This window comes from Segatella copri (genome assembly GCF_015074785.1).
In the GTDB taxonomy this organism is placed as follows: Bacteria; Bacteroidota; Bacteroidia; order Bacteroidales; family Bacteroidaceae; genus Prevotella.
In genome coordinates this window covers 1,300,723-1,320,609 of sequence record NZ_CP042464.1, presented here as the reverse complement: position 1 = coordinate 1,320,609, position 19,887 = coordinate 1,300,723, and the positions used below count along the sequence as shown (strand labels likewise).

Here is a 19,887-nt window from a genome sequence, read left to right as displayed (position 1 = left end):
CTATTATTTCTTCTTGAGTTCCTCGATGGTTGCCTTGAGGGCAGCAATCTTCTCAACAGAGTCGCTTTCCTTCTTGCGCTCCAGGGCTACTACCTTCTCAGGTGCGTGAGCTACGAAGTTCTCGTTGCTGAGCTTCTTGCGTACGCCCATCAGGAAGCCTTCCAAGTGCTTGAGCTGGGCCTCAGCCTTCTCAATCTCGGCAGCTACGTCGATGAGGTCGCCCAATGGTACGGCAAACTCGTCGGTACCTACCATGAAGCTTGATGCATCGGCACTCTTCTCAGCGATGACCTCAATCTTGTCGAGGTTCGCCATCTTCAGAGTTACGTCGTTGTAAGCCTCGAAATCGTTCTTGCCTACTACCTGCAGAGACAATTGCTCCTTCTGGGCAATGTTCTTCTGGTTGCGAACGGTACGAACACCGGCGATAATCTGCTTCACAGCCTCGATATCTGCTGCCAACTTCTGCTCCTCGGCTGTAGGTGCAGGAATATCCAGTTTCTCGCGCATGATGCTCTCGCCATCCTTGCGGTCGTAGATGTGCTGCCACAACTCCTCGGTGATGAATGGCATGAATGGATGCAACATCTTCAGCAGGGCATCGAAGAAACGGAGGGTAGCATCGTAGCTCTTCTGGTCGATAGGCTGGCCGTAAGCTGGCTTCACCATCTCCAGGTACCAGGATGAGAACTCATCCCAGAACAGCTTATATACTGTCATCAATGCCTCAGAGATACGATAGTCCTTAAACTGCTTCTGCATCTCCTCGTTCACTTCCTTGAGCTTGGCATCAAACCATTTCACTGCGATTTCTGCACTCTTAGGCTGCTCGATATCCGCTGTCTCCCAACCCTTCACGAGGCGGAGGGCATTCCAGATTTTATTGTTGAAGTTACGTCCCTGCTCGCAGAGGCTCTCGTCGAAGAGGATGTCGTTGCCGGCTGGAGCGCTGAGCATCATACCCATACGAACACCGTCGGCACCAAACTTGTCAATCAGAACCAATGGGTCTGGTGAGTTACCGAGACTCTTGCTCATCTTGCGGCCGAGCTTATCGCGAACGATACCTGTGAAATATACGTGCTTGAATGGCATCTTGCCACGATACTCGTAGCCAGCCATGATCATACGTGCTACCCAGAAGAAGATGATATCCGGACCAGTTACGAGGTCGGAAGTAGGGTAGTAGTAGTTGATCTCCTCATTGTCAGGATGCTCGATACCATCGAACAGAGAGATAGGCCACAACCATGAAGAGAACCAGGTGTCGAGGCAGTCGCTCTCCTGCTCAAGATCCTCTGCCTTGATGTTGGCATTCTTCTCCTGAGCGAGTTTCAGAGCCTCCTCTGCAGTCTCAGCTACCACGAAATCCTTCTTGCCGGCATTGTCGAAGTAGTAGGCTGGGATGCGGTGACCCCACCAGAGCTGACGGCTGATACACCAGTCCTTGATGTTCTCCAACCAGTGGCGATAGGTGTTCTTGTACTTCTTAGGATAGAACTCGATATCATCGTCCATTACTGGAGGAAGGGCGATGTCGGCAAAGTGCTGCATCTTGAGGAACCACTGTGTAGAGAGCTTTGGCTCGATAGGCACATTGGTACGCTCTGAGAAGCCCACCTTATTATTATAGTCCTCAATCTTCTCCATCAGACCGGCGTTCTGAAGGTCGATGGAAATCTGCTTGCGCACGTCCATGCGGTCCATACCTACATAGAGACCTGCTGCCTCGCTGATGGTACCATTGTCGTTGAAGATATCGATGGTTTCCAAACCGTGCTTCAAACCGAGTGCGTGGTCGTTGATATCGTGAGCTGGAGTTACCTTCAAGCAACCAGTACCGAACTCGATATCTACGTATGTATCCTCGATGACTGGAATCTCGCGGTTTACGAGAGGCACGATAACGTGCTTACCCTTCAGCCAGGTATTCTTCTTATCCTCTGGGTTGATACACATGGCAGAGTCGCCCATGATGGTCTCAGGACGGGTGGTTGCTACTACTGCATAGTATCCCTTCTCATCCTTGTGAATCACGTTCTCCTCATCCACCTGCTGGCAGTCCTGCTCTACTACGTAATACTTCAAGTGGTAGAGCTTAGAGTGCTCGTCCTTGTAGATAACCTCCTCGTCAGAGAGCGCAGTCTGAGCCTTAGGGTCCCAGTTAACCATGCGCACGCCACGATAGATGAGTCCCTTCTGGTACAGGTCGCAGAATACGTGGATGACGGCACGAGAGCGGGTCTCGTCCATGGTGAATGCTGTGCGGTCCCAATCGCAACTGGCACCGAGTTTGCGGAGCTGTTTGAGGATGATGCCACCATGCTCGTGAGTCCAGTCCCAAGCGTGCTTGAGAAACTCCTCGCGGGTAAGGTCGGTCTTCTTGATGCCCTGCTGAGCGAGGCGGTTTACAACCTTAGCCTCGGTAGCGATGCTGGCATGGTCGGTACCTGGTACCCAACATGCGTTCTTGCCCTCCATGCGAGCACGGCGAACGAGAATATCCTGGATAGTATTGTTGAGCATGTGTCCCATGTGGAGCACACCCGTTACGTTTGGTGGAGGGATAACCACTGTATAAGGTTCACGACCATCTGGCTTAGAGCTGAAAAGCTTGTTGTCGAGCCAGTACTGATACCATTTACTTTCCACTGCTTGTGGATCGTATTTACTTGCTAATTCCATTGTTTCTATCTAATTTTTATTCTTTTTCTTTCTTTTTCTTTAAAAAACGGTGCAAAGATACTAATTTTTGGGCGAAAAATACTATCTTTGCATCAAAATTATTAATTTTTGCACAAAACGATGGTTAGTAATACAGGAAAAGGACATACGAAAGAAGAAAAACTGGCGGCGTTCAGCCGCTTGCTGGATGTGCAGGACCGTTTGCGCCTGCAGTGTCCATGGGATAAAAAGCAGACATTCGAGAGTCTTCGTCCGAATACGATCGAGGAGACTTTCGAGCTTTGTGACGCCTTGATGAAGCGCGATTACAAGGATATCAAGAAGGAGTTGGGCGATGTGTTGGAGCACGTGATGTTCTATAGCATCATCGGCAGAGAAGACGGCGAGTTCGATATTTGCGATGTTTGCAATCAGGAGGCAGATAAATTGATGTTCCGCCATCCTTTCATCAACTGGAAGGAGGAAGGAAATTGGACGGTTTCGAATCCTGATATGTATATCAACGATGAGGGACAAGTGGTATATAGAGAGTCTGAAGAAGCAGAAACCGGGAAGGCTGGAACTGCCAGTTCGGAAGAAACTTTGGCTCTTGGCGCCAGCAAGCCGAAAACTGCTACTTCTGTTGAGAAAACCTGGGAACAGATTAAGCAGCAGGAGAAGGATGGAAATGAGCGGGTGTTGAGCGGTGTCCCTCATTCTCTTCCGTCTCTTATCAAGGCTTATCGCATTCAGGACAAGGCTAGAAATGTAGGCTTCGACTGGAAAGAAAAAGAAGATGTGTGGGACAAAGTGCAGGAGGAACTGGAAGAACTCAAGGTGGAACTGGCTAAAGGCGACAAAGAGAATTCTACCCGGGAATTGGGCGATTTCATCTTCTCAGTAATCAATGCAGCACGTCTCTATAAACTCAATCCGGATAATGCGCTGGAGAAAACCAACCAGAAGTTTATCCGCCGTTTCAACTACGTAGAAGATCATAGCTTAAAGCAAGGCAAAAACTTGAAAGATATGAGCTTAGAAGAAATGGATAAACTATGGGATGAAGCAAAACTTCAGGAGAAAAAGGATGATAAATAACGGTGAATCAGATAATCTTATCGACTCATCAATATAATAATAAAAACTAAAGTGTTATGAAGAAATTAGTTTATGTAACAATAGCTTTGGTGGCGCTTTTCGCTGCCAACAGTTGTAAGAACAAAAATAATGTTCCTGTTATCAGTGCAGCAGATTCGGTAGAGGTAGAGGATGCAATGAACGATTCTACTATCTATGGTGTATGCGGTGAGGGAACCTCTATGCATAGCCTGGAGCTGATTTCTGATGAAGGTGACACCCTTTCGGTGTTTATTGACGATGAGAATCCTGATGTTGTTCAGGGAGGATTGCTGGCTGGCGACCGTATTGCTCTTATCGGTTATAAGGCAGAGGATGGAGAGATGATGGCCCAGAAGATTATCAATCTGACATCCCTCTTGGGTAAATGGACTTCTCTGGATAAGAATTTTGATATCTTGGAAGGTGGAGAGGTGAAGAACAATGTGAAGGCTGAAACTAATCCTTGGACTAGCTGGAAGATACTCAATGGTAAACTCTTGCTGAATAAGGATACTTTCGCTATTGACAAATTGGGTTCTGACAGTCTTATGTTGGAGAATACTCAGGGTATCTTTGTTTTCAAGCGCCAAGAGTAAGGTCATCATGTTGAACCTGTAATTTATGATTTAGTTTTGGAACCATTTAAAGTACATATATTGGGGTGTGGCAGTGCTTTTCCCACCCTTCAGCATAGTGCCTCGGCCCAGATTATTGAGATGCGTGGCAAATGCTTTATGATGGATTGTGGAGAGGGTGCCCAGATGCAGTTCCGTCGCACTCATGTTCACTTTGCTAAGATAAATGCTATCTTTATTTCGCATCTTCATGGTGACCATTGCTTTGGCTTGCTGGGGCTTCTTTCTACCTTAGGTATGCTGGGTAGAACGGCTAAGTTAAAAGTGTATGCGCCAGAAAGTTACGGAGATTTATTTAAGCGTCAGATTGATTTCTTCATGCAGGGAATGGAATATGAAATTGAATTTGTTCCTGTAGATACCGAGAAGTCGCAAGTAGTATATGAAGATCATTCTGTAACCGTAGAAACCGTTCCTCTGCAGCATCGTGTGCCTTGTTGTGGTTACATTTTCAGAGAGAAACCGACATTGCCTCATATCCGTCGTGATATGATAGATTATTACGAGATTCCTGTAAGCCAGATTAATAACATCAAGAATGGAGCTGATTGGACAACGAAGGAGGGGGATGTAATACCTAATGCCAGATTGGTAATGCCTGCCGCTACTCCCCGCAGTTATGCTTATTGCAGTGATACCCGGTTTGTTCCGGGGTTGGCAGAAAAGGTAAAGGGGGTTACGGTGCTTTATCATGAGAGTACTTATACTTCAGAGAATGGGGACAGGGCTAAACTCTATTATCACAGTACGGCTCGACAGGCTGCAACTATAGCGAGAAATGCGGGTGTAGGCAAACTTCTTCTGGGACATTATAGTGCAAGATATAATAATGAAGAGGTATTGTTGAATGAAGCTAAAGAGGTGTTTGCGGAAAGTTATCTTACTCAGGAAGGTAAAGTGTTCTCTATAGAATAATATAGAAATATAAAAAAAAAGTGCCTTGCATCAAAAAAAAGTTCATTTTTGATGCAAGGTTTTCTCTTTATATCGTTTAATCTTTAAAAAGGATTTGAAATTGGAATCGGAAAAGAAACTCTTAGACGACATCAATAGCGGCAGTCGGGCAGCAATGCACAGATTGTATGAACGCTATGTGGGGTATGCCATGGCCGTAGCGCTGAGGTATGTCCCTATGCGCGATGATGCTGAGGATGTAGTGCAAGATAGTTTTATAAAAGTCTTTTCCGGCATTTCAAAGTTTGAATATCGGGGTGAGGGCGCTCTTCAGGCTTGGCTCTTGCGGATAGTGACAAATGAAGCGGTCAACTTTGTAAGGCAGCAAAAGCGCTTCACTATCGTGGACGAAGTTCCCGATGATATTGAGGATGAAGAGCCAGAAGTAGAAAGAGTTCCGCCTGCTGAACTGACAAGAATGATAGGAGAATTGCCTGATGGGTACAGACTGGTTCTTAACATGTTTGTTTTTGAACAGAAAAGCCATAAAGAAATTGCACAGCTGTTAGGCATCAAAGAAAGCAGTTCTGCTTCACAATATTTGCGGGCGAAAAAGCTGTTGGGCAAAAAGGTGAAAGATTATCTGAGCCAGGCAGATTGTAGTGATAATAAAGAGTTGAATCATATAAACGAGAAAAGTAATGAGTAACGATTGGACAAATAAACTTCGAGATCAGTTGGCAGACTACCAAGAGCCTGTCAGCCACGACATGTGGGCTGAGATAGAACAATCGCTTGCTCAGTCTAAAAAGGTTGGTGATGAGGAAACTGATGTAAAAAAGAGACCACAGGCTCGTTATGTTGTCTTGAAAAGATGGTCAGTAGCTGCAGCTATTGCTTTATTGGGAGTAGGAGGCAGTTATGTTTATCTGCATGATGATGAACCGGGACAGACTAACTTAGCTGTTCAGAGTTCTTTCTCTACAGCATCAGGTTCAAGCAGGACTTCTTCTGCTGTCCGTGCAGAAGCACAATCGGCAGGAAGTAAAAATGCTATCTTGCTTGCTGAAAACAATGAATCTGTACATCAGACGAATCGCCGCTCATCGGGGCGTCAATTGAACCATAGTAAATCTTCGGTATCTTCTTTGGATAGAACAGTTGCTGATAATCATGAAATAATGCTTGCAGCAGAGGTAGAAATGCCAGAACAGTCTGTTAATGCAGAGGTAAATGGTCAGGAATTATCTGTTTTGCAAAAGCAAAATGAGGATTCTGAAAGACAGATGGCCGTTTCTTCTAATCATGCAACCAAGCCGTTGGAAGAAGATGGTGGGCAGAAGCTTTATGCAGGCAGGGCGCAGGATGGTCCTTTTGAACGCAGTTATAAGGACAAGTATGAACAGAACTGGACCATGAACCTGTATGCAGAGAATGTAAGTCTGGGCTCTGGCAGTGATGGAATGTCAAACGGCATGTATGCGTCTTCAGATCCTCTTGCTGGTGGCGGCTTTGCTGATCATGGTGTTTTCCTGGCTGCTGCTTCTCCTTTAAGATATGCAATACCGAAATATGTTGAAGCGAAACATCATGCTCCTTTGGCTATAGGTGCTCAGGTTGGTATCGGACTTGCGCCTCGCTTGTCTTTGAGTACCGGTGTCGTTTATACGCGTGTTGCATCTGATTTCAAATCTTATGGTGTTTCAGAATTTGATACACATCAGGTTTTGCATTATGTGGGTGTTCCACTTGGTTTAAACTATGAGGTTTGGAGCACGGGAGGCTTTCATGCGTACGTAATGGCGGGTGGAGAAGCCGATTTCAACGTAAAGAATGATACAAAGGTTTCTGGTCATAAAGAGGACGTGAAACGTGATGGCGTTCAGTTCTCGGGTAAGGCTTCGCTTGGTGCACAGTATGATGTTACACCACAAGTGGGCTTCTATATTGAGCCAGGTGCAAAATATTATTTTGATAATGGCAGCGAAATAGAAAATACGTTTAAAGATAAGAAGTGGAATTTTAATCTCCAGTTCGGACTTCGTATTAATCTGAAATAGTGTTTGAGTCCAATTATTAATAAATATATGTACGAACTACATTTCATTTTATAACATCCTTAATTCCGCAACACTATAGTTTAATATTATTTATAAGTGCCTGAGCAACAAAAAAGTTACCCAGGATTTTGCCATGTCAGAATTTTCACTTACCTTAGTGTTGCGAAAAGAAGACAAGCAAAACTCTAATATGACATGGCAAAGATACAAATAAAATCTGAGAAACTCACTCCTTTTGGGGGAATTTTTTCGATTATGGAGCAATTTGATGCTCTTTTAGCTCAAACCATAGATTCCACCTTGGGATTGAGATGCACTATGTTTGGTTATCAATATAGCGAGATTCTACGCTCTCTGATGTGCGTATATCTTTGTGGTGGCTCATGCATTGAGGATGTTACAACTCACCTGATGAAACATTTGTCTCTTCATCCAACTCTTCGCACTTGCAGCGCAGACACCATATTACGTGCTATCGAAGAACTGACTTTTAAGAGCATCACCTATAAGTCTGCTTCTGGCAAATCCTATGATTTCAATACTGCAGACAAGATGAACTGCTTACTGGTCAATGCCCTGCTTGCTACTGGTCAATTGAAATCCGGTCAAGAGTATGATTTTGACTTTGACCATCAGTTCATTGAAACAGAGAAGTATGATGCAAAACCAACCTACAAGAAGTTCTTGGGCTATAGTCCAGGCGTAGCTGTCATTAACGACATGATTGTTGGTATTGAAAATAGAGACGGCAACACAAACGTACGCTTCAACCAAAAAGAAACTTTGGAAAGAATCTTCAAGCGATTGGAGGCTTCGGAAATATATATTTCTCGTGCCCGCATGGATTGCGGCTCATGTTCGGAGGAAATCGTAGATATGGTAGAGGCTCATTGCAGGCATTTTTATATTCGTGCCAACAGATGCTCTTCTTTCTACGATTCCATGTTTGCCTTAACTGGATGGAAAACTGTTGAAATCAACGGTATTGAGTTTGAGTTGAATTCTATCCTTGTTGAGAAATGGAAAGGAAAACCGTATCGTCTTGTCATACAGAGACAAAGGCGAATAGATGGAGACCTTGACATTTGGGAAGGCGAATATACCTACAGATGTATACTGACTAACGATTACAAGTCGAGTGCAAGAGACATCGTGGAATTCTACAATCTTCGTGGTGGCAAGGAACGCATCTTCGATGACATGAACAATGGCTTTGGCTGGAATCGATTGCCAAAATCGTTCATGGCACAGAATACTGTATTCCTGCTTATGACAGCTCTCATCAGAAACTTCTACAAAGCTATTATGCAGAGATTGAAAACCCATGAATTTGGATTGCGTGCCACCAGCAGAATCAAGACCTTTGTTTTCAAGTTCATCTCTGTTCCTGCGAAATGGATTAAGACATCACGTAGGCATGTATTGAACATTTACTCAGACAACAATGCTTATGCCAACCTGTTCAAGACAGACTTTGGTTAAAGACCATGCTTTTCTGGTTAAACCAGCGTATTACCTCAAGTCGCTTTATGGGGTAAGGGGATTTTGTGTCTGCGACATTTCTGTTGTGCAAGAAATATGTACAATAAAATGAATTTTGTCGCTTTGCAAGCAAAATCCCACTAAACCCTATAGGTTGCGGATTTGAGGAACATTACATACGAGAAAAGGAAAGGGCAGTCTGCGTGATGCATGGCTGCCCTTTATTGTTTCCCATTTTCTTATTTCTTATTCAATAATTTTTCGCTCATATTGAGAGCGGCCTTTCTGCCGTCTCCCATGGCAAGAATTACTGTGGCTCCTCCTCGTACGATATCGCCGCCAGCGTAGATTTCTTCGATGGAACTCTGCATCTGGTCGTTTACGGCAATGGTGTTCTTCCGGCCGAGTTCCAGTCCTTCGATACTCTGTGGAACGAGTGGATTAGGACTTACTCCTACGGCAACAATTACCTGGTCGCACTCCAGCGTGATGGTCTCGCCTGTAGCTTCTGGACGACGACGGCCGCTGGCATCAGGTTCGCCAAGCTTCATCACATCGAGAACTACAGCCTTTACTGCGCCCTTATCGTCTGCCTCATATTCTTTAGGATTGTGCAATGTAAAGAAGTTGATTCCTTCTTCCTTGGCATGCTTCACCTCTTCGAGTCGGGCAGGCATTTCAGCCTCCGAACGGCGATATACCAAGGTTACGTCTGCTCCGAGTCGTTTTGCAGTACGGCAACTGTCCATAGCTGTATTTCCGCCGCCTACAACAACCACCTTCTTACCCAAGTTGATAGGGGTGTCGCTATGAGGATTGGCTGCATCCATCAGGTTTACACGGGTAAGATATTCGTTAGAAGACATGATGTTCAAGGCATTCTCTCCAGGAATATTCATGAAGTTTGGCAGACCCGCACCTGAACCAACGAAGATTCCCTTGAATCCTTGTTCTTCCAGATCTTTTACGGAAATGGTCTTGCCTACGATGCAGTCTGTAATAAACTTTACGCCCATCTTCTGAAGATTCTCAATCTCTACATCTACGATAGCATTAGGCAAACGGAATTCAGGAATACCATATTTCAATACACCGCCAATCTCGTGTAATGCTTCAAAGACGGTAACGTCGAATCCCTTCTTTGCCATATCGCCTGCAAAACTCAATCCGGAAGGTCCTGAACCAACTACGGCTATCTTGATGCCATTAGGTTCATCGCACTTTGGTACAGAGATGTTTCCACTCTGGCGTTCGTAATCGGCAGCAAAACGCTCCAGGTAGCCGATAGCTACAGCAGGCTCGTTCATCTTGAGATGTACACACTTGCTTTCACATTGCTTTTCCTGTGGACAAACTCGTCCGCAAACGGCTGGTAGGGCAGAGGTGTTCTTTAAAACCTTGGCTGCGGCAAGGAACTGGCCTCGCTCAATATTCTTGATGAAGGAAGGAATGTTGATACTTACCGGACAACCTTCCATACAGGTAGGCTTAGGACAGTCGAGACAGCGCTTGGCTTCGGTCAAAGCCATTTCCTTGGTTAAACCGATATTTACCTCTTCCGTACGGGTTGTGGCACGATAAAGAGGGTCAAGTTCTGGCATCTTTACGCGCTCTATAGCTGTACGTTCTTTTGCTTTCATCGAAGCGCGTAACTCCTTGCGCCACTCAGCGTTACGGTCGGTCAACTCTTCGATGCTCGCATCTGTAGGTTCTACGTCCATGATTACATCCGTAGTTTCTTTCTTCTTTCCTGCGTCTACAGTTGCAAGGTGCTCTTCGAAGTGTTCCATCTCTTTGCGTTCAACATCCTTGAAAGTGCCCATGCGCTTGAACATCTCGTCCCAGTCTACCTGGGCGCCGTCAAACTCAGGACCGTCGATGCAGACAAACTTGGTCTTTCCACCGATGGTTAAGCGGCAGGCACCGCACATACCGGTTCCATCCACCATGATGGTATTGAGCGAAACGTCTGTGGAAAGATTATATTTCTGGGTCAGGAGACAGCAGAACTTCATCATGATAGGAGGACCGATGGCGAAAACCTTATCGATATGTTCCTGATTGATAAACTTCTCGATTCCTACGGTTACAACACCCTTCTCGCCGTAACTTCCGTCATCGGTCATGATGATGAGCTCATCGCTAGATGCACGCACTTCATCTTCCATAATCACGAGGTCTTTGTTCCTACCCGCAATTACGGAAAGGACTCTGTTTCCTGCGGCTTTCAGTGCCTTGATGATAGGGAGCATAGGAGCTACGCCTACACCACCTCCGGCACAAATGACTGTTCCGAAGTTCTCGATATGTGTAGGATTTCCAAGTGGTCCCACCACATCGTGAATCTCATCACCTTCATTTAGGGCGCAGAGTTTGGTAGATGAAAGACCTACCTTCTGCACAACCAGCGTGATGGTTCCTTTCTCAATGTCAGCATCAGCGATGGTCAGCGGCATACGCTCGCTGTTGTTGTCTACACGGATGATAACAAAGTTACCTGCCTTTCGGCTCTTGGCAATAAGTGGTGCTTCTACATCGAAGCGGAATACTTTCTCTGAGTATTGTACTTTCTTGATAATCTTGTTCATGGGCTATTAAATTTCTTAATGCTGATATCTTAATATTTCTGGTTAGCTGATTAGAGTTTGCTTCATGGTACATAAAATGCAAAAGGATAACATCGGCTACCTTTGTGGCAGTCGAAGTTATCCTCGTACAATATATGTTATTTTTGTTTTTCGAATGTTTTGTATAATCGAGAAAACAGAAAGTCTTACCGATACTTCAAATTAATCGAAATTTTTGTCATCAAGCATCTCGAAACCGCAGTATGGAACCAATACCTTAGGTACGCGGATTCCTTCTGGGGTCTGATTGTTCTCCAAGATGGTTGCTACGATACGTGGCAAAGCAAGAGCTGAACCATTCAATGTGTGGCAAAGTTCAATCTTCTTGTCATCTGTATGGCGATAGCGGCAGTGGAGACGGTTAGCCTGGTAGCTCTCGAAGTTAGATACTGATGAAACTTCCAGCCAGCGACCCTGTGCAGCACTCCATGTCTCGAAGTCGTAGCAGATAGAAGAGGTGAAGCTCATATCACCACCGCAGAGACGGAGAATATGATATGGCAATTCCAACTTCTTCAAAAGACCTTCAACATGGTCGAGCATCTCGTTCAAACTCTCGTAAGAGTGACCTGGCTTATCGATGCGGACAATCTCTACCTTGTCGAACTGGTGCAGGCGGTTCAAACCGCGAACGTCCTTACCATAGCTACCTGCTTCACGACGGAAACAAGCTGAGTAAGCACAACGCTTGATAGGGAGATCTTTCTCATCGAGAATAACATCGCGGAAGATGTTGGTTACAGGAACCTCAGCAGTAGGGATGAGGAAGAGATTATCCAGATTAGCATGATACATCTGACCTTCCTTGTCTGGCAACTGACCGGTACCACGACCTGAGTCCTCGTTTACTACGTAAGGAGGCTGAATCTCCAGATATCCGCTCTTGCGAGCCTCATCGAGGAAGAATGCCTCAAGCGCACGCTGGAAACGAGCCATCTTGCCGATATATACAGGGAAACCTGCGCCAGTAATCTTAACGCCGAGGTCGAAGTCTACAAGATTATACTTCTTCAAGAGATCCCAATGGCAGAGAGCATCCTCGCCGAGGTTTGGCTTTTCGCCGCCTTCTTTCACAACAACGTTGTCGGCTGCGTCCTTACCTTCAGGAACCTGCTCGCAAGGGATGTTAGGAATTTCGAGCAACTGGTTTGTCATATCGTTCTGTGCTTTCTCCATGATCTCTTCAAGAGCCTTGGCGTCTGCCTTGAGCATAGCTACCTGAGCCTTTGCGCTCTCAGCTTCCTCTTTCTTACCTTCCTTCATAAGGGCACCAATCTGCTTAGCAAACTGGTTAGCCTGCTGCTTGTTGTTATCCAACTTCTGCTGAGCTTCACGACGAATCTTGTCGTACTCCAAAACTTTCTCTACGGCCTCACGAGCATTTGGAAAATGCTTCTTTTCGAGACCCTTAACTACACGTTCAGTTTCCTCACTGATAAGTTTAAGTGTAAGCATAAAATGTCTTTTAATTAAATAATTTACTATTTGTAGGCAAAAGTACAAAAAATATTTGTGATAGCGTAAAAAAATGCTGACTTTTTTACAGGGAAGGGTAGAATTAAAGTTTTTTTGTGGTTTTACAGGGTTAAGGAGCTTAGAGGGGGTGTAATCCATGCCTAAAAACTTATATAAACGAAGAAAGCCTGCTCTAGGTATGAGCAGGCTTCTATGTTGTTTGTTTGGAATAGTTTTTTCTAAAACTTTAAAAATTAAGCGTCAGCTTTTTTGGTCTTCTCAGCGTAAACCTCTGGAGAGAGAACAGAAACTGTACTCTTGTCCTTGCGGCCCTTGTGGAAGTAAACGATACCATCTGCCAAAGCATACAATGTATCATCCTTACCCTGAGCTACGTTCTCACCTGGGAAGTGCTTGTTACCACGCTGGCGAACGATGATGTTACCTGCGATGATGCTCTGACCACCCCAGATCTTAACGCCTAATCTTTGTGAAGCTGATTCACGGCCGTTCTTAGAACTACCAACACCTTTCTTATGTGCCATTTTCTAATTCCTCCTAATTTTAAGCGATTACAGATTTGATTGATACTTCAGTGAACTGAGCACGATGACCGTTCTTCTTGCGATAGTCCTTGCGGCGCTTCATCTTGAAGACGATTACCTTGTCACCCTTTACGAGTGGGTTCACTACTTCTACTACTACTTTTGCACCCTCTACAGCTGGTGCACCGACAGTGATTGAGCCGTCTTTGTCAACGAGCAAAACCTTGTCGAACTCAACAGTCTGACCTGCCTCAACATCCTTGATGTGATGTACGAAGAGCTTCTTGCCCTCCTCAGCCTTGAACTGCTGACCGTTAATTTCTACAATTGCGTACATTAAATTAATTATATAAACGGGTTTCTTCGGGAGGCGTCCTGCATTGTGCCGGATCTTCTTTGAGCCCCTTCGAACTAAACTTTTCTGTAACATTTGCCCAATCCATGAGCATTCGGGGTGCAAAATTACAAATTATCTTTGATATGAACAAAATGTTGGGGAAATAAAGATTGCTTTTTAGAAAGATTTAACAGAAAAGCCTGTTTTTTATAAGAATACCGATTATTTGCTACCAGATAAGGGAATCGTGAATAGTATCATGTTCTTTATTGGGTTCAATAATATACTTCCTTAGGTTCAATGATGTACTTCCTTAGGTTCAATGATATGTCTCCTCTGGCTCAATGATATGTCTTCTCTGGTTCAAGGAGATGTCTCCTTAGGTTCAAGGATACGACTTCTCTGGTTCAAGAAGATGCCTTCGTTAAAGTTATGACTGTTGTCAGCAGCTCTGCTGAGCCTAGTCAGCAGGTCTGCTCACTATAGTCGGCAGGTCTGCTGACTGCAGTCAGCAAGTCTTCCGACTCAAGTGATATTACCTTTTAATTGTATACTTTCTTCTTGGGAACAATATATGCTATATGCTATTTGATGGAGGAGGTGTATAAAAAGAAAAAAGCGATGACCTTCACAGGCTACCGCTCCAAATCTTCAATAGGTATTAGTTTCCATTAAGGTAAAAAGATTGTTTTCAGGATAACTGGTTGCAAAGGTACACGATATTTTTCAAATCACCAAATATTTATTTGATTATTTTTGTTGCAACTCTGCTGTGTGGGCGCACATACTCAATATTTAACTTATATTAGGAATAAAAACTGTGCAATCGTTTGCGAAGTTCGCTTCTTTTACTTTTGTTTAGACATCTTTATAAGTATAAAGAGAAGAGCTATTTTATAAGTATAAAGAGAAGAACTATCGGATGTTTTAGTGAGGAAGAGAAAATAAAAACAGGTTGACGCTGTTGCGCCAACCTGTTCATTGAAAATTCTATTATCTTGTTCTATCTGTTCAAATCAGGATGGAGAAGCGATTTACTTCTGTTTTTTGATTTTCTCTACGTAAGCATCAATGACAGCTACTGCTGTGATGTTTACGATATCCTGTACACTGCTTTCTGAGTCAGTGAAGTGGATAGGCTTGTTCAATCCCATCTGGATAGGGCCGATAATCTCAGCTTCAGGATTCAAACCCTGGAGAAGTTTGTATGCACCATTGGCGCTACTCAAGTTAGGGAACACCAAAGTGTTGACGTCTTTGCCCTTGAGGCGGGAGAATGGGTACTTCTCATCGCGCAGATCCTTGTTGAGTGCATAGTTTACCTGCATCTCACCATCGATAGCGAGTTCTGGGAACTCCTTCTGCATCTCAGCAACGGCTTTCTTTACCTTAACAGGTGAGCCAATATTGTCTGTACCGAAGTTAGAGTAGCTTAGCATGGCCATAACCGGCTCTTCGTTGAAGAACTTCACTGTACCTGCAGACAGCTTGGCAACATCTATCAGCACATCTTCGTCTGGGTGGCGGTTGATGAGCGTATCGGCGATATAATAAATACCCTTCTGGGTGTTAAGGATATGCATGGTACCGAAAGTCTTGTATGGCTCACGGATTCCAATTACATCTTTTGCCACCTTAATAGTATTGCTGTACTTTGTGTAAAGACCAGTGATGAATGCGTCAGCATCACCCTGTTCTACCATTGACATACCGAAGTAGTTGCGCTCGTACATTTTATCATAAGCTTCCTCGAAGCTGTAGCCCTCGCGAGAACGCTTCTCTGCCAGATGCTTGGCAAACTTAGCACGGCGGCCCTGTTCGTTATCGGCACGCATATCTACAATCTCAATATCTGAAAGGTCAAGCTTCAAACGGCTAGCTACACGGTTCAGACGGTCAGGGTTACCCAACAGGATTGGCTGGCAGATACCCTCTTGCTTTGCCTGAACTGCAGCCTTCAGCATAGTTGGGTTGCCACCTTCGGCGAATACTACACGCTGTGGGTGAAGGCGCGCTGTATCGTGGAGCTTGCGGGTCAGTTTGGTCTCCTGACCAAGCAGCTGGCGCAAATCCTGTTTGTACTTCTCCCAGTCTGTGATAGGGGTGCGAGCCACACCACTTTCCATTGCAGCCTTAGCTACGGCAGCAGAAACTTCTGTAATCAAACGTGGATCTACAGGTTTCGGAATGAAGTATTTAGGACCGAATGTAAGGTCGTTAACGTGGTAAACATCGTTTACTACATCAGGAACCGGCTGCTTAGCCAAATCGGCAATTGCATGAACAGCAGCCATCTTCATTTCTTCGTTGATAGCACGGGCGTGAACATCGAGTGCACCACGGAAGATGTATGGGAAACCGATTACATTGTTAATCTGGTTAGGGTAATCTGAACGGCCAGTTGACATCAATACGTCAGGGCGGCTGTCCATAGCGTCCTCGTAGCTGATCTCAGGTACTGGATTGGCAAGAGCGAAAACGATAGGGTTGTCTGCCATAGAGCGAATCATATCCTTGGAGAGCACGTTACCCTTGCTGAGTCCTACGAATACATCGGCGCCTTTCACAGCCTCTTCGAGTGTATGGACATCGCGGCGGTCTGTTGCAAAGAGCTTTTTCTGTTCTGTCAGATTGTCGCGGTCGCTGGTGATGACACCCTTAGAGTCGAGCATAACGATGTTCTTTACCTGTGCACCTAGCGCTACGTAGAGTTTTGTACAGCTGATAGCAGCTGCACCAGCACCATTTACGACAATCTTCACATCGGCAATGTTCTTTCCAGCTACCTCAAGAGCGTTCTTCAAGCCTGCAGCAGAGATGATGGCAGTACCATGCTGGTCGTCGTGCATTACAGGGATATCGAGAGTTCTTTTCAGGCGCTCCTCGATGTAGAAACACTGAGGCGCCTTGATGTCCTCCAAGTTGATTCCACCGAATGTAGGAGCGATTTTTTCTACGGTTTCACAGAACTTTTCTGGGTCTTTTTCATCGATTTCAATATCGAAGACATCCACACCACCGTAAATCTTGAAAAGCAATCCCTTACCTTCCATCACAGGCTTTCCGCTCATGGCACCGATATCGCCAAGTCCGAGCACTGCTGTACCATTACTGATAACAGCAACCAGGTTACCCTTGTCAGTATACTTGTATGCATCGTCTGGGTTCTGCTGGATCTCAAGACATGGGAATGCCACGCCAGGAGAATAAGCAAGGCTCAGATCCGTTTGTGTGTGATAAGGTTTTGTTGGCTTAACCTCAATCTTGCCAGGACGACCAGTCTCGTGATAACTTAAAGCCGCCTCTTTTGTAATTTTTACCATAACAATATATTGGTTTAAAGTTTATTCTTCTTTCATATTCGTGGATTTTTCGCACGAAATTTAAAAGTTTGTGCAAAGGTACAAAAAAACTTAGTAAAAAAGAATGGTTTTTTGATTTTTTTTGTATCTTTGCACAAAAATAGTCTTCAAACAAGTAAAATGGCAGAAATCAATCAATATAGACAAGAACTGAAAGACAGAATCATCTCTTATGCGATGCCTGAATTCTATAAGCGTGGGGTAAAAGCTGTCAAGATGGATGAAATCTCACAGGGACTTCATGTGTCTAAGAGAACTGTGTACGAGATTTTCGGTGACAAAGAAGAATTGTTGCTTGCAGGTATGATGCGTCAGCTAGAAGAAAATCGTTCGAAGTTAGATAATTTCGCCAAGACCCAAGCGAAGAATGTGATAGATATTATCAGCTATGTCTATAAATTGCAGATGGAGCGAAATGGGATGGTGGGCGTTCTTTTTTATGAGGAGGTTCATAAGATGCCTCGTGTAGTGAAATTCTTCCAGGAAAATCATGCTCATGAACGGGAGGAGAGTGTGCGTTTCTTTGAGGCTGGTGTCAAGGAGGGGCTTTTCCGTAAGGATGTAGACTTCAATGTTGTTATGGACATAGGACATGTAATGATGGAGGAAATCATGCATCATCAGCTCTATCGTGTTCATTCGATGCAGGAGATATACGACAATTATATTTTGTGCCTGATTCGTGGATTTTGTACAGAGCGCGGCTTGGAGCAGCTAGACCGTGCTTTGAAAGAGTAGAGGCGTTGGCTTTAATATACAAAATGTACTTTTTGAGCGTATGTGTAATTACGTTTAAAAAAGAGAAAGAGGTTTCGGAGATGCTTTATATAGGCTCACGGAACCTCTTTTTCTTAATCCTTGTATAGCCAGTGGAGGAGCAGGTTAATAACTTTTGGATAGAAGCGGAACCAGCGAAACTTGGTAACAGGTTTGCCTCCGAAACCGAGAATGAATTCACGGTAGAGATTACTCTTAAGCGGAAGTCCTGCGTCCATAAAGTGGAGGTGTTGGGCATCCTGCTCCTGTGCATCAGAGAGTGCTTGCCAGATGGTCATTGTGTCCGGATGCAGATGGATGTAAGTCTTTCTCTTGAATGCAGAAAACCAAAGAAAGGCATTGCCTTGGTTGTAGATGCATGTATAGCCGCCAATCACTTTGTCTTTATAGGTGATGATGACGTTTCTGGCATTACTACTTGTACTCAGTTTCTGAAAGAATATTTCGTCTGGAACAAAACGGCGAAGTTTCAGCCGATAATAATTTTTGAGCAACTGGTGATAACGATGGATGTCTTCGGGTGAAGTTGCCTCTCTACAACTTATTCCCTTTTTTTTCATTTTTTCAATCATAGCAATTTGTTTGTCTGAGAGTCGCTCTTGGGGAAGTTTGCTGTGTAGGGAGTTATGTATCTCTTGCCAGGCAATAGGTACATAGCCCAATTTTCTGAATTCCCGGTAACCCAGCATCTTTTTGCTCATTCGGGAGAACTCGATGTAAAAGCAGAGTCGTTTGTGTAAGTGGATAGTTAGGCTGCGGAGTAACAATGGGAAAATAGCATTCTGTTCAGCATCGGGTGCATAAAATCCCTCTCCATACGCGTGCGCGTGCGTATATAAATAAGGTGGAAATAAAGATTTGCGGTGATAGAGGATGACGAGCATTTGTCCTACCACCTTGTTCTCCTGTGTGGCGACAGCCATAAAAGGGGTTATGCCGGGTGTTTTTTCAAGAATCTGAAAAAGCTCCAAGCTATGAAAAAAGTCGCCTTCCAATAAATGCGGCATTTCTTCCAGTTTACCATATATTTCTACTTCATATTTTCTCACGAAGGCAAAAATAATAAATTTATCATAAAAAAGCAAGAAAAAGGGCTTCTCTATCGTTATTTTTTAGTATTTTTGCATAAAAAGTAGAACTTTAAACAAAATTACGTATGAAAATAGTGTTTATTGGGGCAGGTAATCTTGCTACCAATCTTGCGCTCGAAATATCGCAATCAGAACATCAGATTGTACAAGTTTTCAGTAGAACTTGGGAGTCGGCCTCTCTATTGGCTGAGAAGGTGAATTGTGAGCCTGTCAATGAGATGAGTAAGGTGGTCTGTGATGCAGATTTGTACATAGTTTCTGTGAAGGATGATGCGCTTGAAATGCTTATTCCTGAACTGTGCAAAGGAAGAGAAGATAAGATGTTTGTTCATACAGCTGGTTCCATGCCGATGGATGTTTTCAAAGATTATGCCCGTCATTATGGCGTATTTTATCCGATGCAGACATTTACGAAAGATAAAAAGGTTGCATTCGAAAATATTCCTATTTTCATTGAGGGATGTGGTGCTTTCGAAACTTCTTTCCTGAAGAGGTTGGCAGAACAGATTTCTCGTAGTGTCTATGAATTGGATTCTGATAATCGTAAGTATCTGCACCTGTCAGCTGTTTTTGCTTGTAATTTTGCGAATCATTGCGTAGCTATAGGTCAGCAGATTCTCGAAAATCATCACATTCCTGGCAGTGTTCTCCGTCCTCTGGTTATGGAAACTATGGACAAGGCTTCTTCGCATTCGGCAGCTGAAGTGCAGACAGGACCGGCTATTCGTGATGATCGGAACGTAATGGAGAAACAAATGCAACTTCTTGAAAAACAGCCAGAACTACAGCAGATTTATGAAATGATGAGCAAAAGCATATTCAACTTCAAGAGATAAAAC

15 protein-coding genes are annotated in these 19,887 nt (G+C 44.3%); 8 read left to right on the top strand and 7 right to left on the bottom strand.

The window, feature by feature from the left end; genetic code table 11:
• Positions 1–3: 3 nt before the first annotated feature.
• Positions 4–2,685 (bottom strand): valine--tRNA ligase, encoded by a 2,682-nt coding sequence (locus FO447_RS05880; RefSeq protein ID WP_200758073.1) that lies wholly within the window; start codon positions 2,683–2,685, stop codon positions 4–6.
• A 120-nt stretch (positions 2,686–2,805) separates the two neighbouring features.
• Here FO447_RS05880 and mazG point away from each other — a divergent pair, with 120 nt between their 5' ends.
• From mazG to FO447_RS05850, 6 genes are all read left to right on the top strand, one after another.
• Positions 2,806–3,762: a nucleoside triphosphate pyrophosphohydrolase gene (gene mazG, locus FO447_RS05875; protein WP_119227018.1), complete on the top strand. Its 957-nt coding sequence runs from the start codon at positions 2,806–2,808 to the stop codon at positions 3,760–3,762.
• 56 nt (positions 3,763–3,818) lie between these two features.
• Positions 3,819–4,379 carry a hypothetical protein gene (locus tag FO447_RS05870; RefSeq protein WP_118254863.1) on the top strand — a complete coding sequence of 187 codons (561 nt, stop codon included), beginning with the start codon at positions 3,819–3,821 and terminating at the stop codon, positions 4,377–4,379.
• Positions 4,380–4,415: 36 nt separating this feature from the next.
• Positions 4,416–5,333, top strand: coding sequence for a ribonuclease Z (locus tag FO447_RS05865; RefSeq protein ID WP_200758070.1), 918 nt, complete (start codon positions 4,416–4,418; stop codon positions 5,331–5,333).
• A gap of 94 nt (positions 5,334–5,427) precedes the next feature.
• A complete protein-coding gene (locus FO447_RS05860; RefSeq protein WP_181976409.1) occupies positions 5,428–6,021 on the top strand; it encodes a sigma-70 family RNA polymerase sigma factor in 594 nt (197 codons plus the stop codon).
• Positions 6,014–7,372 carry a hypothetical protein gene (locus tag FO447_RS05855; protein WP_200758069.1) on the top strand — a complete coding sequence of 453 codons (1,359 nt, stop codon included), beginning with the start codon at positions 6,014–6,016 and terminating at the stop codon, positions 7,370–7,372. The genes FO447_RS05860 and FO447_RS05855 overlap by 8 nt, the downstream gene beginning before the upstream one ends.
• A 195-nt stretch (positions 7,373–7,567) precedes the next feature.
• Complete coding sequence (locus FO447_RS05850) at positions 7,568–8,854, top strand: IS1380 family transposase (protein WP_200756500.1); 1,287 nt, start codon at positions 7,568–7,570, stop codon at positions 8,852–8,854.
• Between the two features lie 239 nt (positions 8,855–9,093).
• On the opposite strand, the gene FO447_RS05845 is transcribed toward FO447_RS05850, so the two are convergent.
• The 5 genes from FO447_RS05845 to FO447_RS05825 form a co-directional block, all read right to left on the bottom strand.
• A complete protein-coding gene (locus FO447_RS05845; protein ID WP_200758068.1) occupies positions 9,094–11,442 on the bottom strand; it encodes a bifunctional dihydroorotate dehydrogenase B NAD binding subunit/NADPH-dependent glutamate synthase in 2,349 nt (782 codons plus the stop codon).
• Between the two features lie 201 nt (positions 11,443–11,643).
• Complete coding sequence (serS, locus tag FO447_RS05840) at positions 11,644–12,936, bottom strand: serine--tRNA ligase (RefSeq protein WP_006848685.1); 1,293 nt, start codon at positions 12,934–12,936, stop codon at positions 11,644–11,646.
• Positions 12,937–13,190: 254 nt separating this feature from the next.
• Positions 13,191–13,481, bottom strand: a complete 291-nt coding sequence (gene rpmA / locus FO447_RS05835; RefSeq protein WP_006848684.1) for a 50S ribosomal protein L27 — start codon at positions 13,479–13,481, stop codon at positions 13,191–13,193.
• Positions 13,482–13,500: 19 nt separating this feature from the next.
• Positions 13,501–13,818, bottom strand: coding sequence for a 50S ribosomal protein L21 (rplU, locus tag FO447_RS05830; RefSeq protein WP_006848683.1), 318 nt, complete (start codon positions 13,816–13,818; stop codon positions 13,501–13,503).
• A 1,034-nt stretch (positions 13,819–14,852) separates the two neighbouring features.
• Positions 14,853–17,141: an NADP-dependent malic enzyme gene (locus tag FO447_RS05825; protein ID WP_118139405.1), complete on the bottom strand. Its 2,289-nt coding sequence runs from the start codon at positions 17,139–17,141 to the stop codon at positions 14,853–14,855.
• Positions 17,142–17,300: 159 nt separating this feature from the next.
• Between FO447_RS05825 and FO447_RS05820 the strand changes: the two genes are divergently transcribed.
• A complete protein-coding gene (locus FO447_RS05820) occupies positions 17,301–17,918 on the top strand; it encodes a TetR/AcrR family transcriptional regulator (RefSeq protein ID WP_118064870.1) in 618 nt (205 codons plus the stop codon).
• A gap of 113 nt (positions 17,919–18,031) precedes the next feature.
• On the opposite strand, the gene FO447_RS15975 is transcribed toward FO447_RS05820, so the two are convergent.
• Positions 18,032–18,517, bottom strand: coding sequence for a GNAT family N-acetyltransferase (locus FO447_RS15975; protein ID WP_234699074.1), 486 nt, complete (start codon positions 18,515–18,517; stop codon positions 18,032–18,034).
• Positions 18,518–19,113: 596 nt separating this feature from the next.
• On the opposite strand from FO447_RS15975, the gene FO447_RS05810 reads away from it, so the two are divergent.
• Positions 19,114–19,884: a Rossmann-like and DUF2520 domain-containing protein gene (locus FO447_RS05810; RefSeq protein ID WP_200758064.1), complete on the top strand. Its 771-nt coding sequence runs from the start codon at positions 19,114–19,116 to the stop codon at positions 19,882–19,884.
• The last annotated feature ends 3 nt before the right edge of the window (positions 19,885–19,887 follow it).